Source organism: Brucella pseudogrignonensis, assembly GCF_002252525.1.
GTDB classification, from domain to species: domain Bacteria; phylum Pseudomonadota; class Alphaproteobacteria; order Rhizobiales; family Rhizobiaceae; genus Brucella; species Brucella pseudogrignonensis.
In genome coordinates this window covers 214,966-228,957 of record NZ_NNRM01000006.1, presented here as the reverse complement: position 1 = coordinate 228,957, position 13,992 = coordinate 214,966, and the positions used below count along the sequence as shown (strand labels likewise).

Below are 13,992 nucleotides of genomic sequence, written 5' to 3'. Positions count from 1 at the left end.
ATCACGACAGTTCGAGCAAGGATTAAAGAACTGATATTGATAAACGTTCCCTAAGTGGACTCCTGAAATCAGCCTTGATGGGCGATAGTAACAGACCGGGCAGGGCCTTGAAGGCGACCATTGATCCCGGATCTACCCACAAGAATTTGGAGACGACAGGGTCCGTTAATACCGGCAGGGTTAATCCGGCATTAACGTGAAATCAGCTATTCGCAGAATCAACAGTTAAACGGCGCTCTCGCAAAACCGTTTGACCACTCTATATATCTTAGAAGCGACCGGTGTCGCCTGGAGACGAGCAATATGGCAACGAAGGTTAAGGAAAACGAAGAAGCCGAAGTCGAGCGCGAAGGTGCGACCGACGGGCCGCTTCTCGACCTTTCTGACGATGCTGTCAAGAAGATGATCAAGCTCGCGAAGAAGCGCGGCTACGTCACTATGGACGAGCTGAATGCCGTGCTGCCTTCCGAGGAAGTGACATCCGAGCAGATCGAAGACACGATGGCCATGCTTTCGGACATGGGCATCAACGTCGTTGAAGACGACGAACAGGAAAACGATCGCGACGACAACAGCGACGACGACAATGAAGAAGGTGGCGATCTGGTCGAATCGACCGGAACGGCTGTTGCTGCCACCACTACCAAGAAAGAGCCGACTGATCGTACGGACGATCCGGTGCGCATGTATCTGCGCGAAATGGGTTCCGTCGAGCTTCTGTCACGCGAAGGCGAAATCGCCATCGCAAAGCGCATTGAAGCCGGTCGTGAAACGATGATTGCAGGGCTTTGCGAAAGCCCGCTGACATTCCAGGCGATCATCATCTGGCGTGAACAGCTGAATGAATCCAACATTCTGCTGCGTGAAATCATTGACCTTGAAACCACTTATGCCGGACCGGAAGCCAAGCAGGCTCCGATCGTCGAGCGCGTGGAAGAAGAAAAGCCGCGTGATGACAAGGGTCCGCGCCGTTCGCGTGATGACGACGACATTACCAATGTCGGCGGTGACATGCCTGCGGAAGAGGAAGAAGAAGACGAGGATGAAGCCAACCTGTCGCTGGCGGCTATGGAAGCCGAACTGCGCCCACAGGTCATGGAAACACTCGATCTGATCGCAGATACCTATCGCAAGCTGCGTAAGCTGCAGGACCAGCAGGTTGAAAGCCGTCTGGCTGCTGCCGCTGATCTGTCTTCCAGCCAGGAACGTCGTTACAAGGAACTGAAGGATCAGCTGATCAAGGCGGTTAAGTCGCTTTCGCTGAACCAGAATCGTATCGAGCAGCTGGTTGAACAGCTTTACGACATCAACAAGCGTCTCGTTCAGAACGAGGGCAAGCTGCTCCGTCTGGCTGAATCGTTTGGCGTGCGTCGTGAAGAGTTCCTGAAGGAATATCAGGGTCACGAACTCGATCCAAAGTGGGTTGAGCGCGTCGGCACTCTGGCTGCTCGCGGCTGGAAAGACTTCGCCACGAAGGAAGAACGCACGATTGATCGTCTGCGTTCGGAAATTCAGATGTTGGCTACCGAAACCGCGATTTCGATCGGCGAATTCCGCCGCATCGTCAATCAGGTTCAGAAGGGCGAACGCGAAGCAACCATCGCCAAGAAGGAAATGGTGGAAGCCAACCTTCGTCTCGTTATCTCGATTGCCAAGAAGTACACCAATCGTGGCCTTCAGTTCCTTGATCTTATTCAGGAAGGCAATATCGGTCTGATGAAGGCGGTCGATAAGTTCGAATATCGCCGTGGTTACAAGTTCTCGACCTATGCGACCTGGTGGATCCGTCAGGCGATCACACGTTCGATTGCCGATCAGGCCCGCACCATCCGTATTCCGGTGCATATGATCGAAACGATCAACAAGATCGTTCGTACCTCGCGCCAGATGCTGCATGAAATCGGTCGTGAACCAACGCCGGAAGAATTGGCTGAAAAGCTGGCCATGCCGCTTGAAAAGGTGCGCAAGGTTCTGAAAATCGCCAAGGAACCAATTTCGCTTGAAACGCCAGTTGGTGATGAAGAAGATTCACACCTGGGTGATTTCATCGAAGACAAGAATGCGCTGCTGCCAATTGATGCGGCCATTCAGGCAAACCTTCGTGATACGACGACCCGCGTTCTCGCATCGCTTACACCGCGTGAAGAACGCGTGCTGCGTATGCGTTTCGGTATCGGCATGAACACTGACCATACGCTTGAAGAAGTCGGTCAGCAGTTCTCGGTAACGCGCGAACGTATCCGTCAGATTGAAGCGAAGGCACTGCGCAAGCTCAAGCATCCGAGCCGCTCGCGCAAGCTGCGTTCGTTCCTCGACAGCTGATAACTCCTCGCCCGATGCCGGATACGGTTTCGGGCGATTTTTATAAAGAGGGAGCGTTATGTCTTTTCTGAAGCGTCTTTTTGGCGGTGGCTCAGTTGAAGAAACCCCAGCAGCACCAAAAGAAGCCGGGCGTCTTGAACACAAAGACTTTCTGATCATCGCGACGCCTTACAGCGAAGGCGGCCAGTATCAGGTTTGCGGTGTTATCTCGAAGACGATCAATGGTGAGCTGAAAGAACATCGCTTTGTGCGCGCTGATCGCTGCCCTGGCATTGAAGATGCCGCGAGCATTTCGCTTAATAAGGGTCGTCAGATCGTGGATGAGCAGGGCGAAGCTATCTTCCGCTAAGCGAACTACAATAAATTGAAAAAGCCGCGCATGAACACTGCGCGGCTTTTTTGTATGCCCTAGTTATTTTTTCGTTTTATTCTACGCAAAATGGCGACCTTTGTGCGTCCGAATGGACGCACGGCGCTCTAATGCGGATGGCAGACGAAGCCGACCATTTTTCGAACCACTGGCAGGATGGCAAGCAGAACCGGGAAGGCGATTGCCCAGGACAGAGCCCACGACGTCATCCAGCTGTAGGCCAGATCAGGGTGGGCAAAGCCAAGGCTTTTCGCCGTTGCGATCAGCGAGACGACGAAGGTCATCATGATCGAGAGAATGAATGGCATCACAATAGATGCATAACGCGCTGGCAGTTTTCTGCTGCGTGACCCGTTAAACTGAGACATATGTATTCCTGAATATTATGCGGGGAACGCGCAACGAAACATCAAAGCGGATAGCCGTTCCCAGCTAAATTGATGCGTTGCCTAACGTAAGACGCTTACGGTCATAAGGATGACGAAGGTTGTCTAACGCAAGAATGCTCAGCATTCAATAGGGAAGGGCGGCGATTTGCCCATGCCCAAAAGTATCTAATTGCACTATATGCAGCGTCATGGATAAGAAACCCTTCTGGCAAACCAAATCTCTAGAGCAGCTCAACCGACAGGAATGGGAAAGCCTGTGCGATGGATGCGGTCAGTGCTGCCTGCATAAATTGCTGGATGACGACACTGAGGAAGTCTACTGGACGACTGTTGCCTGTACACTTCTGGACGCAGAGAGCTGCAAGTGCAGCGACTATCCGAACCGTCGCAAAACGGTGCCGGATTGTGTGTTCCTGACGCCTGAGATCGTTCATGAAGTCAATTGGCTTCCGGCTACCTGTGCTTATCGCTTGGTTGCAGAAGGTGCTGATCTCTATTGGTGGCACCCGCTGGTATCAGGTTCGCCAGATACGATCTATGAAGCCGGCGTCTCCGTTCGCGGCAAGGTGACGGCTTTTGATCATGAACTCAAGGATGAAGAAGAATACATCCAGCACATGGTGCCGTTGGATTAATCGTCTTATCAGGGTGCATTAATTAAGTTTAATTTTCGCTCTTTAGCGATTTCGTTTTGGCGCTACTTTTCAACTTAAGTGATTGTTTTATATTATTTTTATGAAGACATGTTGTGTCGATCTTTGGCGGTGTTTACCAAACTGAACGCTATATGAACGTGAACTTGGCTTTCCGTTCATGTTCGATGGACTACTTATCGGATGTCTCGGGTGAGGATCACCTGATAAAAGTTCGAAAGGGTTTTAAGATGTCCGCAATGTCGCTCAAGTCATTCGTTGTCACTGCTGCAATCGGTTTCGCCGCCGTCTTCACCGCTGGTGCTTCGGCAAATGCTGCATCGCCTGCATCCGTGCCTGCGGTCAGCACCGCAGCGCATTCGCCTGTGATCAACATCGATTATCGTGGTAATCGTCATCATGGACGTCCTGCCTATCGCGGTCCGGCCTGCTCGGTTGAAGGCGCCAAGATGAAGGCACACCGCATGGGTATTCGTAACGCACGCGTTGCTTATCGCGGAAAATCGGTTCAGGTGCGCGGCTTCCGCCATGGTCGCCCGACCGGCGTTGTATTCGCCAATGTACGCGGTTGCCCAATCATCCGTTAATCGGACCTACTGACTAAACATAAAGCCAGCCTGAAACTCAGGCTGGCTTTTTCTGTTGTCTTAGACTGGTAGAGTAAAAGGGGCGCGTGAACGCCCCTTCTTTGTCGTTATTCCTTGATCTCGAAAACGACGTTTACCGAAACATTATAGCTGTTTTCACCAGCTGCGACTGGAACTGAATCCTCAGGGGCAGCGGCTGCCATCATCTTGGCCTGACGCGCGATTGGCATCGGCATAGGCGGACGGCTCTGTTCGTTGATTTCAACGACCCGACCGAGGCCAACGCCTGCTGCATCAGCAAGGGTCTTTGCCTTGGCAATCGCATCAGCAACGGCACGTTTACGGGCTTCGTTGATCGTGGAAGCTGGATTATCGTTCACGAAGGTAAGGTCGCCGCCCTGATTGACGCCAAGCGTTACTGATTCATCGAGAACATTGCCAACCTTGGCCAGATCACGCACACGCACGCTCAGGCTGTTGGATACGCTATAACCGCTTATTTTTGGTTCTTTCAGGCCATTCTTGTCGTCTGGGTAGACATAACGCGGCTGAATATTGATACCGCTGGTCTGGAGATCACGCTCCTCGACGCCGGCCTTTTTCATTGCTTCCAGCACCTTGGCCATTGCTTCATTATTGGCCGTCATTGCTTCGCGCGCCGTTTCAGCATCGCGCAATACAGTGAGGTTCAGAATTGCCATGTCCGGGGCAGAGTTCATCTTGCCTTCGCCGGTCACTGCAATGCGTGCTGGCTGCTTCGTCATGTGATTCTCCTGCGCTGCAGCTGGCAGTGAAAATGCACCTGCAAGCATGATTGCCGAAAATGAAGTGGCAAGAAGGGTAGTAGCGCGGTTGTTCATAAAATCTCCTGTAGAGAAAGTTGAGGCAGCTTGTGCAAAGCAGACTCCTTGAGAAGCCATTTCTGCTTTGTCATTGAGTGTATTTAAGTTCCCTCTAAAGCAAAACGCCACAATATCTGGCCTGAAACGCAGTTGATTTGCAACCTGGCGGTTCAATTCAGATGAATCGTGTCTTGAGTTGCATGAATGACAATCGAATATGTGCGCATTAGGGCAACTCGTGTAATTGACAGCTTGTGTCGTATCTTTCTTTAGGGTAGGTGCAGTGTTGCGTGGGCCTGTAGCTCAATTGGTCAGAGCCGGCGGCTCATAACCGCTTGGTTGGGGGTTCGAGTCCCTCCGGGCCCACCATTTTCTCCACAAAACTTATTCTCGACTTTCAATGGGTTTCGCTTACTCAAGCGGAGGAACCTTGTGAGCGGTTTTGAAATAGTTTTCTACCACGGTAGTCATAATCAACAACGTCGCAGTTTAAGTGTTGATTAGATGCAATAACGGCGTGACGCATTGTATTTCATTAATTAGAAATTCCTGTGTGAACTATAAAAACAGGTGGGAATCACAGTGGGTTATAAAATGGGATGGTGGTCTGGCGAGGGTCAGGCCACGGGAATTATTGCGTCTGATTGTAAGAAACTGAAGCGTGCTTCGGCATTTACCAGCGCTGCTGGTGCTCTTGCTGTAGCCGTTGGGATCGCTGGCGTATCAATGAGCAGCGGTGCTGCTGCGTATGATTACGGTCAGTATGCCAATCAAACAGTCGATAAACTGATAAATGATTATCCGGGCCGATATCGCGGTACTGCTAATTTTGAAGCTGCAACCAGCTGGATGCAGTCGCGGCTTGGTGTGGGATATGAAACATCAATCCAGAACTTTAATTGGACAGCTAGCGGCACGAGCCGTGCGTCGAAGAACGTAATCGCTTCGGCAGCTGGTACGACCGGAAAATATCTCGTGGTGGGCGCGCATTACGACACGTTCTTCGGTCGGCCTACCTTGCAGGGTCTGGATGACAATGCGTCGGGCGCTGGCGTTCTGACCGAAATCGCGCGCAATATGGCCGGTATCCAGCTTGAAAACGGGTTGGAAGTGGTTGGCTTTGGTGCGGAAGAAGAAGGTTTGCGCGGATCGCGTGCCTATGTCGCTTCGTTAAGCGCTGAAGCGCGCGCCAACATGCTCGGCATGATCAATATCGACAGTCTGATCACCGGCGATAAAATGTATGCGCATGCAGGCCGCAACAGCGTCGCTAATCCAGCTCTAGCGTCTTATCGTGAGCAGATTTTCAGAATTGCGGATGAGCTGAATATCTCGCTCTTCACCAATCCTGGATTGGACCCGGCATATCCGGCCGGTACAGGCTGCTGTAGTGACGGTGATAGTTTTCTTGGTCTTGGCATTCCGGTCCTCTACATGGAATCAACCAATTGGGAACTTGGCGATCTTGATGGCTATACACAGACCGATAATCCCGCGATCCCGGGAGGCAGCACCTGGCATAATCCGGCGCGCGATAATGAACAGGTCTTAACGGACGCCTTTGGCGAAGAACGTGTCGAACAGCGCCTACGCGATTATTCACGACTGTTGACCCGCCTTGTGCTGGAGCTGACCAACGCCGACCTTCTTGCTTCGACAGCTTCCGGCGGCGCGATGATCAGGCAGATGTCGGATCAGCTTGGCCGTCAGCATGATGCTCTGGTCAACCTTCATAACCGCCGCTGGCTTAGTTTGCTTGAAAGCGACCGCGCTGTCGGGACGTTTAAGGGCGAAGCGAGTATCGAAGGCGATATCTTTCCAGGTAGCGGCTTCGATCTACCTGGCGTATCCGATGCAACGCGTTTGGGCATCAATCTTCTCGGTGATTATCGTTACAACGATTCCTGGACCTTCGGCGGCAGTATCGGATTTCAACGCAGTCGCGATAAGCTCAACCACGAGGGTTCTATCGAGAGCGACAACTGGCAGGCTGGCCTTTATGCGTTGTTTCAGGACAGCGCTTCAAATTGGCTTGCGGGTGATTTGAATATCGGGCGTAGCAGCTTCGATAATAAACGCTCGATATTCCTACAGGCGATTGACGGCCCAGTGCTACTCGATCAGCGGCTTTCGTCAGATACGTCAACCTTGTCATGGGGCGCTCGGGTTGAGGGTGGCCATGACTTTACATTGGGCGGTGTAAAAAGCGGCCCGGTCGCAGGTCTTGATTATATGCGGTATCGCATCAACGGCTTTGACGAAGACAGCGATTTCCGCACCGGCATGAGCTATGACAAACAAACGTTTGATTCATTCGAGGCCAGTATCGGCTGGCGTTTGCATGGCACAATTGCGCTGGGCAATGGAATGGTTCTCCGTCCATATTCCAGCGTGAAGTGGGTGCATGAGTTTGCAGATGGTCGTCCTGACAGCATCCAGCTGACAAGCCTTTCGGATGGCGGTGTACGTATCGCCGATTTGGGCAATGTTGATAAAGACTTTGGACGTGCGCAGCTTGGTGCTCAGCTCGCTGTAACTGAACAGGTCGGCGTCTTCAGCGAAATCAATGCGCGCTTTGGTCATGACGACGGAAATCAGGTTGGCTACTCTCTCGGTCTTCAGTTCCGCTTTTAGTGCGCCGGCTCGCTTTAGTCAGAGCGAAACGTGCTCTAAGCGTGAATTGAATTTCAATCCGAATTTAATCTGGTTGATTTCATAAGCTCATACGGTTGTAGCCCGCCCGGTTTAATCGCCAGGCGGGCTTTCTCATGCGCGAATTACGCATGGCCGCGACGATTTTACCTGTTCAACAATTTTTTAGGGGTCTGTTAAGGAAATAGTAACGCAATGAAACAATTTTTTATGCTGCGTGATTGGCGATATTATGGAGGTTTCAGGCAATGACTAAAAAAACAACCACTGTTGCGTTGGCGCTTGCAGGGTTGGTGGCGAGTTCTTTCGCGGCTTCGGCTAAAACAAGTCATGTTGGTGAGTTTCGGGATTGGGGCGTTTATCAGAACACGCAACTGCCCGGAAATAAATGCTATGCTTTGACTGTGCCGTCGAGTTTCCTTCCGGCAGGCGTCAGGCATGGCGATAATTTTATCATTATTTCCAAGTCTGGAGGCGGTTACAGCCCCCAGCTCGTTATGGGTTATCAGCTTAAAGCCGATAGCACGGTGAGGGTGATGGTGGACGGTGCGCAGTTCCCATTTTTCACTGAAGGGAATCGGGCTTGGGCACAGAATGAAGGCGATGAGGCGCGCATTATCAGCGCAATGCGGTCTGGCCGCTCGGTTAATGTGCAGGCGACTTCTGTTCGTGGCACGCAGACACGCTACACATTCTCGCTTATGGGACTGTCGGCATCGCTTCAGCGCGTTGATCGCTGCTAAGCAAGAAAAAATGAAGCCCCGCCAAAGGGCAGGGCTTCATTTCGTTAGAGCTTGGGCGGGCTATGACAGCCATTGCTGGTGCTTGTACCAGTCATCGATGTCGGACTTCACACGGTCCTTAGCGATACCGTAGCGCTCCTGAATCTTGCCTTCCAACTGTTCGCGGCGACCATTGATCTGGTCAAGATCATCGTCAGTAAGTTTACCCCACTGTTCCTTGACCTTACCCTTAGCCTGTTTCCAATTACCTTCTACGCGATTCCAGTCCATTGGATTTCCTCCGTTCTGGTTAGTTGTGATTAAACAACGCGTCAAAGGCTGTTTGGTTCAGATTATTGGGCCGTTTTTCAAATTCTCTTGGCCGGATTGCAGTTTCGTTGAACTCAAAGACCGAGGAACTTGAACGGTTCGGAATCCTTGAAATCTTTGTTTACGACGCCGGAAAAGATGTTGCGCTGATCTGGTCCCAGATCGAGTTTCTGAACCTTTCCTTTATCGGCTGAAAAGTCGATTGTGTTCAGATCGACCCAGAAGATGTTGGGCGTAAGCGCAGATTCAAAGAAATAGAGCTTACGTTTGTGATCAGCGACTGTGCGCCAGCGTGTCGATGAGATGTTCGGCTGATCAGGTGTGGTGATGCCGAAAGGTACTGATGTGTTGCGAATGACGCTGAAAACGCTCGCCAGTGCTTCGACTGGTTCTTCTGACTTCGGAATAGCATTGATGTAGAAGGCCGCGCGCGTGAAGCGATCCGAAGCCCGATTGGTGCCCGGCAGCATCACCGTTCCGCCGATCTGTGTCCAATAGGAGTGAAGTGCCAGCTGTTCATCAAAGGTCGGCGAATTGGTCATTACCTGATATTCACGGCTGTGATGAATGACCTGTTTGCCGTCGATATATTCGATGATGGCGCTGTCGCCTGATGCGTCCGACATGGAGAGATGCAGCGTTGCTAGCCTGCTTTCACCGGGAACCTTGTCAGTGACGATTGTGAATGGGTTGGCACTGAGCGCTTTAACGGCTTCATCGACGGTCGCGAAATTGTCGAGCACATATTGCGCCCAGGCCGCGATGGACAGACCGGGACCCGTTCCGTCATATTTCGGATATTCAGATTCAACCAGCCATAACACATTGGCCACAAGACCGGCTTCGTTCATGCCGTCGGTTGTGGAAATGTCGTAGCCGGAGGAAATGACGCTTCCGTATTTAGACTTCCACTTGACGGAGTTTGGTCCGGCTTCACCTGAACGATCCATTCCGCGGGGGAAAATCCAGAGATTGGTGCCGACATCAACTTTCCAGTCCATGGAGCGGGCAGTGATTACCTGATCATTCGCCCCGAGATAGACTACGCGTGTGCAGGCTTCGACGACAGGTGCGACAAACATACTGACGGCGACGAGAGCGCTGGTGCATGCAGCGGCAAAGGACTTTCTCAGAATAGCCATTGGTAACCCCCTTGTTGAAACGGTCGACGCATTTCTCAACTTTATGCGCCGCATTCGTGACGCCTATGACGGCAGTCTCTTGCAGCACCTGATCGGTATTTATCTCTCACCGCCATAACCACGGCGTTTCCATTCGGCAAGCAGCATGATGTCGGGCGGACCGCCGCCTGCTTCATACCAGGAATCAACGGCCCAGCGCTCGCCATCCTTCGCTTGGATTACGGCGGTCCAGTGTGGATAGCGGCCGTCGATAAAGCTGCCGCGTGTTGTTTTGCGTGCTGGCGAATGATGCTTTAGCCAGCCTCGTGCATCCAGATATCGGATGAAATTATCAGTGTTGGTCGATTCATCGATACAATCCATCTGGCCTTTGATGCGCGCTTTGCCAAATTGCATTCGTGGTTTGTCGCGCACGCCGATGAAAGCCGTGCTGCGTTGCTCAAACAAGGCAATTGCTGACCGCAACGCTTTACGTTCGGCGGCGGGCGATTGCGCTCCTTGGCGCATGAGGCTTTGAACTCGGCGCAGATCCTGGGCAGATAAAGTCACCTTGGTTCGATAATAGCATTCATAGCCATGACAAACACTGAAAGTTTGAGCCTCGGCCTTTGGCGCAGCTACAAAGAGCGTCAGTGCAGTGATTGCTACGGCAAGCGGTTTCATAACGAGTTCCTATTTCGCTTTCAAAGCTGCGGATCAGGTTTGCTTCTGGTTTGTAAATAAGAGCGATGGTTCAAGACGCTCTATCCCCTGATAAGGATTGGCATGAATGGCGAGAATCCATAGACAAAATGCTGCCGTGATCGAATAGATTACCATAGCTTTTATCCCGGCCGTTACTCTGTCCGCATGTGTTGCGGCAATTGTAATTATCGTCAGGACCGTCAGTGAGAACAGTAGATACCACTTATACATGTCAACCGAAGTTGAGCCGACAGAGAGCCGTGCATTGCGCGCATCCTGCAATTCATCAAAATCGCGTACGAGCTGCGATATGATCGGTGCAGGAATGTCAGTTTTGGCGAGGTGTACGATCTCACGCCGAATATTTTGCAGTGCAACCTCAACGGAATGAACGGGATAAATGTTACTGTTCCCCTGCCATTCGTCCTTAATGACTGCAGAGCGATATTCGGACAACGAATTCACGAGCACAGGCGCGTTGAGAATGTCGGGGCTTGCAGCTCCGATCAGTCGCGAGATTGATGACCGCTCTTCGCTTGTAGCCTGATCAGCCTTCGAGTTCGCTGTCCAGATATCTGCGGCCACAAACCCAAGCGAGAGCGCCCAAGCCGTAGCAATAGTGCTGATGAAAGCACCGATCGGGATTGATAAAATATCGTGATTGGCATGGCGAGACAGAATGTGGAGTGCCAAGCGGCCCACAAAATAGACGGCAACACCGAGTATCGCGAACGTTACGAACGAAAGATACACGGATAGTTCGAATATTGATGTCATCCCGCGCCCTGTTCCCCAAAATCTATAACCTGCTCAGGTAGTTGAGGCCATATTAGAAAATCTTGCAAGTATGAAATGGCTTTCCATTATTTCTTGCTAAACAAAGGCTTGCGCTCGATCCTGGTTATTTGGCTGACCAATTCCATGGACAAGCAAAAGCCGCCGGGAAACCCCAGCGGCTTTGAGTTACGGCTCCACCAAAAGCAGAACTGCTGAATGGGTATCAGAACTGGACCGAGAGGCCGATGACTGGACCGTGCTGGGTTACGTCATATTTGAACTTCTCGACACCATCATTGTCGCGATAATCCTGGTAGAGCGCACGGTAGCCGACGCGCCAGGTGGTGGGAACATCAAATACCAGCGTGCGATAGCCGAGATAGATCTGACCATTCGCACTCAGCTTGGTTCCTGCGCCAAAGCCGCCAATATCCGCTTCTGCGAAGATGTTCCAGCGATCATTGATATCGTAGAAGACACGCGTCCCGATGAATGGATCAGTCCAATCTGCTTTACGAGATGCGCTGAATGGTCCGATATTGACCTTGGCTTTCAGTTCGGTCCAGCGAACGCCCACAGTCGGCTCAATAGCGAAGACGCGCTGTCTGCCGAAAAGTGTGGTGCCCTCGAGCTGCTGTTCATAGAGGCGATAGTAGACGCCACCTGAGAGGGTCGTCGATGTGATGTCCATGTCGAGCTGTTCATTGAGAACATCCGCGCCCTGACTGGTCTTGGTATATTGGCCATCAAAATAGGCGCCGAATGTACCATTCGTCACTTCGATATTGCCCATGAAGCTCATATCGAGATTATCAAGAATGTCTTTGAACGGCACGTCAACATTCGTGTTCAGCCCAAGTAGGCCTGCTTTACCGTTCAACGATGCACCCCAGACATAGGGGCTGAAAATCACACGCCAGCGCTGTTGATCCTGAATATCGGTCTGAACAGGAGGAGCAGCGACGATATCGGCAGCATGGGTGGTCCCAGCAGCCGTTAATATAAAAGAGCTAGCTAATATAATATTTCTAAAAGTAGTATTCAGTAAATTATTACTATCGGTGCGCGAATTGTTTCTGTTCACGGCATTATCCTCTCGGAACCTAATTTAGAAACATATAAAAGACAGGGCCATTAAAGGCGTAATCCATAATTATGTTAATCATGACAAGAAATAAACCAGAAAATGAATGTAATACAGAGGTTTTATCTGTTGACTTTGCTCTGAGGCAACCGTTCTATTCCAATGCAATTGGATTAATGAATGTTTCTGGCTTCCGAATGTGGCCGAGCTCCCAAGTGGCTGCATTTTATCAATCCAGGCATCTAATTTTGTGATGAGGTTTATCATGCAAAAGAATTGGTCTATCTGGAAGTCCTCTTACCGAATGTTGGCTCGTGGTGCAGCGGTTGCAACACTTGCTTCGGCACTCATCGTCCCGCAGGTGGCACAAGCCTGCACGAGTTTTGTATTGCCGACAACAGACGGTAGCGTCGTTTACGGACGCACAATGGAATTCGCTTTCCCAATCGATTCCGATTTGATCGTACTGCCGCGCAACTTTGAAATTTCAGCCACACCGGCAGATGGCAAGGAAGCGAAGTCGTGGAAAGCCAAATATGCGGCGGTGGGCATGAACGCTTTCGGCGTCACTGCACTCGCGGATGGTATGAACGAAAAAGGCCTGACCGGCGGCGTTCTTTATTTCCCTGATTTTGCAAAATACACCGATCCTGCAGATGCCAAAGCTGAAGACAGCCTTGCACCTTGGGATGTTCTGACCTGGGCTTTGACGAATTTTGCAACTGTTGCAGAAGTGAAAGAAGCGCTGAGCAATATTTCAGTCGTGACGGTTATTCAGAAGAATATGGGCATCGCTCCGCCGCTGCACTACACCCTTCACGATGCCACCGGCGCATCCATTGTCATCGAGCCAGTTGATGGCAAGCTGAAGGTTTATGACAATCCACTTGGCGTGATGACGAATTCACCTTCGTTCGATTGGCACATGACCAATCTCCGGAATTACGTCAAATTGTCGCCGAATAATGCGAAGCCAGTAAAAATCCTCGGGGCTGAAATCACGCCGCTTGGCGAGGGTTCAGGCATGTTGGGCATTCCGGGCGACACGACACCACCATCGCGTTTCGTCCGTGCTAGCGCTTATGTCCTGTCAGCCAAACCGGTTGCCAGTGGCGTTGAAAGCGTGCGACTTGCTGAGCATATCGTGAATAACTTCGACATTCCAAAAGGCTGGATCGAAGAGCCGAATACGCCTGCTGAATATACACAGTGGAGCACAATCGGCGATTTGAAGAACCAGGTCTATTACATCAAGACTTACGATGATCCGGTTCTTCGCGGCGTTTCGTTCAAAGAACTGGACCTCGATGCCAAGGATATGCAGACGATCAAGATGCATCCTAAGCTTGAGCCAGCTTCACTCATTGAGAAAAAGTAAGCTGGTAAGAACTCCGAAAATGAGGGCGGCCGATCAGGTCGCCCTTTTACAGCGGTTCCA

General features: G+C 51.3%; 14 protein-coding genes and 1 tRNA gene. 8 read left to right on the top strand and 7 right to left on the bottom strand.

Features of this window, described 5'->3' with window-relative positions; translation table 11 throughout:
- Positions 1–303: 303 nt before the first annotated feature.
- Together rpoD and CEV34_RS02455 are read left to right on the top strand one after the other, a co-directional pair.
- Complete coding sequence (rpoD, locus tag CEV34_RS02460; RefSeq protein WP_007875911.1) at positions 304–2,322, top strand: RNA polymerase sigma factor RpoD; 2,019 nt, start codon at positions 304–306, stop codon at positions 2,320–2,322.
- A 58-nt stretch (positions 2,323–2,380) separates the two neighbouring features.
- Positions 2,381–2,671, top strand: a complete 291-nt coding sequence (locus tag CEV34_RS02455; protein WP_007875910.1) for an HlyU family transcriptional regulator — start codon at positions 2,381–2,383, stop codon at positions 2,669–2,671.
- Between the two features lie 128 nt (positions 2,672–2,799).
- On the opposite strand, the gene CEV34_RS02450 is transcribed toward CEV34_RS02455, so the two are convergent.
- Positions 2,800–3,060 (bottom strand): DUF2798 domain-containing protein, encoded by a 261-nt coding sequence (locus tag CEV34_RS02450; protein ID WP_007875908.1) that lies wholly within the window; start codon positions 3,058–3,060, stop codon positions 2,800–2,802.
- A 209-nt stretch (positions 3,061–3,269) separates the two neighbouring features.
- On the opposite strand from CEV34_RS02450, the gene CEV34_RS02445 reads away from it, so the two are divergent.
- Both CEV34_RS02445 and CEV34_RS02440 read left to right on the top strand, forming a co-directional pair.
- Entirely contained in the window at positions 3,270–3,716 is a 447-nt protein-coding gene (locus CEV34_RS02445; RefSeq protein ID WP_007875906.1) for a YcgN family cysteine cluster protein, read from the top strand.
- Between the two features lie 248 nt (positions 3,717–3,964).
- The gene (locus tag CEV34_RS02440; protein ID WP_007875905.1) at positions 3,965–4,321 is read left to right on the top strand and encodes a hypothetical protein; all 357 of its coding nucleotides are present in this window, start codon (positions 3,965–3,967) and stop codon (positions 4,319–4,321) included.
- A gap of 107 nt (positions 4,322–4,428) precedes the next feature.
- On the opposite strand, the gene CEV34_RS02435 is transcribed toward CEV34_RS02440, so the two are convergent.
- A complete protein-coding gene (locus tag CEV34_RS02435; protein ID WP_007875904.1) occupies positions 4,429–5,181 on the bottom strand; it encodes an SIMPL domain-containing protein in 753 nt (250 codons plus the stop codon).
- Positions 5,182–5,455: 274 nt separating this feature from the next.
- Between CEV34_RS02435 and CEV34_RS02430 the strand changes: the two genes are divergently transcribed.
- From CEV34_RS02430 to CEV34_RS02420, 3 genes are all read left to right on the top strand, one after another.
- Positions 5,456–5,532, top strand: a tRNA-Ile gene (locus CEV34_RS02430).
- 213 nt (positions 5,533–5,745) lie between these two features.
- Complete coding sequence (locus CEV34_RS02425) at positions 5,746–7,797, top strand: autotransporter domain-containing protein (RefSeq protein WP_200860675.1); 2,052 nt, start codon at positions 5,746–5,748, stop codon at positions 7,795–7,797.
- A gap of 266 nt (positions 7,798–8,063) precedes the next feature.
- Positions 8,064–8,558, top strand: a complete 495-nt coding sequence (locus tag CEV34_RS02420; RefSeq protein WP_039859959.1) for an invasion associated locus B family protein — start codon at positions 8,064–8,066, stop codon at positions 8,556–8,558.
- Positions 8,559–8,618: 60 nt separating this feature from the next.
- Here CEV34_RS02420 and CEV34_RS02415 read toward each other — a convergent pair whose 3' ends face one another.
- The 5 genes from CEV34_RS02415 to CEV34_RS02395 form a co-directional block, all read right to left on the bottom strand.
- Positions 8,619–8,828, bottom strand: a complete 210-nt coding sequence (locus tag CEV34_RS02415) for a CsbD family protein (RefSeq protein ID WP_007875896.1) — start codon at positions 8,826–8,828, stop codon at positions 8,619–8,621.
- Positions 8,829–8,941: 113 nt separating this feature from the next.
- Positions 8,942–10,009 carry a linear amide C-N hydrolase gene (locus tag CEV34_RS02410; protein ID WP_007875894.1) on the bottom strand — a complete coding sequence of 356 codons (1,068 nt, stop codon included), beginning with the start codon at positions 10,007–10,009 and terminating at the stop codon, positions 8,942–8,944.
- A 99-nt stretch (positions 10,010–10,108) separates the two neighbouring features.
- Positions 10,109–10,672, bottom strand: a complete 564-nt coding sequence (locus tag CEV34_RS02405; RefSeq protein WP_007875893.1) for a hypothetical protein — start codon at positions 10,670–10,672, stop codon at positions 10,109–10,111.
- Between the two features lie 33 nt (positions 10,673–10,705).
- Positions 10,706–11,470: a bestrophin-like domain gene (locus tag CEV34_RS02400; RefSeq protein WP_007875892.1), complete on the bottom strand. Its 765-nt coding sequence runs from the start codon at positions 11,468–11,470 to the stop codon at positions 10,706–10,708.
- Positions 11,471–11,693: 223 nt separating this feature from the next.
- Positions 11,694–12,515 (bottom strand): hypothetical protein, encoded by an 822-nt coding sequence (locus CEV34_RS02395; protein WP_051063923.1) that lies wholly within the window; start codon positions 12,513–12,515, stop codon positions 11,694–11,696.
- Positions 12,516–12,819: 304 nt separating this feature from the next.
- Between CEV34_RS02395 and CEV34_RS02390 the strand changes: the two genes are divergently transcribed.
- Complete coding sequence (locus CEV34_RS02390) at positions 12,820–13,932, top strand: linear amide C-N hydrolase (protein WP_007875889.1); 1,113 nt, start codon at positions 12,820–12,822, stop codon at positions 13,930–13,932.
- Positions 13,933–13,992 lie beyond the last annotated feature (60 nt).

What these genes read in the sequence shown, in the direction of transcription:
- CEV34_RS02410 (WP_007875894.1), bottom strand. Translation starts at nt 10,009, where the DNA reads ATGGCTATTCTGAGAAAGTCCTTTGCCGCTGCATGCACCAGCGCTCTC.
- CEV34_RS02440 (WP_007875905.1), top strand. Translation starts at nt 3,965, where the DNA reads ATGTCCGCAATGTCGCTCAAGTCATTCGTTGTCACTGCTGCAATCGGT.
- rpoD (WP_007875911.1), top strand. Translation starts at nt 304, where the DNA reads ATGGCAACGAAGGTTAAGGAAAACGAAGAAGCCGAAGTCGAGCGCGAA.
- CEV34_RS02455 (WP_007875910.1), top strand. Translation starts at nt 2,381, where the DNA reads ATGTCTTTTCTGAAGCGTCTTTTTGGCGGTGGCTCAGTTGAAGAAACC.
- CEV34_RS02445 (WP_007875906.1), top strand. Translation starts at nt 3,270, where the DNA reads ATGGATAAGAAACCCTTCTGGCAAACCAAATCTCTAGAGCAGCTCAAC.
- CEV34_RS02415 (WP_007875896.1), bottom strand. Translation starts at nt 8,828, where the DNA reads ATGGACTGGAATCGCGTAGAAGGTAATTGGAAACAGGCTAAGGGTAAG.
- CEV34_RS02390 (WP_007875889.1), top strand. Translation starts at nt 12,820, where the DNA reads ATGCAAAAGAATTGGTCTATCTGGAAGTCCTCTTACCGAATGTTGGCT.
- CEV34_RS02420 (WP_039859959.1), top strand. Translation starts at nt 8,064, where the DNA reads ATGACTAAAAAAACAACCACTGTTGCGTTGGCGCTTGCAGGGTTGGTG.
- CEV34_RS02405 (WP_007875893.1), bottom strand. Translation starts at nt 10,672, where the DNA reads ATGAAACCGCTTGCCGTAGCAATCACTGCACTGACGCTCTTTGTAGCT.
- CEV34_RS02400 (WP_007875892.1), bottom strand. Translation starts at nt 11,470, where the DNA reads ATGACATCAATATTCGAACTATCCGTGTATCTTTCGTTCGTAACGTTC.
- CEV34_RS02435 (WP_007875904.1), bottom strand. Translation starts at nt 5,181, where the DNA reads ATGAACAACCGCGCTACTACCCTTCTTGCCACTTCATTTTCGGCAATC.
- CEV34_RS02450 (WP_007875908.1), bottom strand. Translation starts at nt 3,060, where the DNA reads ATGTCTCAGTTTAACGGGTCACGCAGCAGAAAACTGCCAGCGCGTTAT.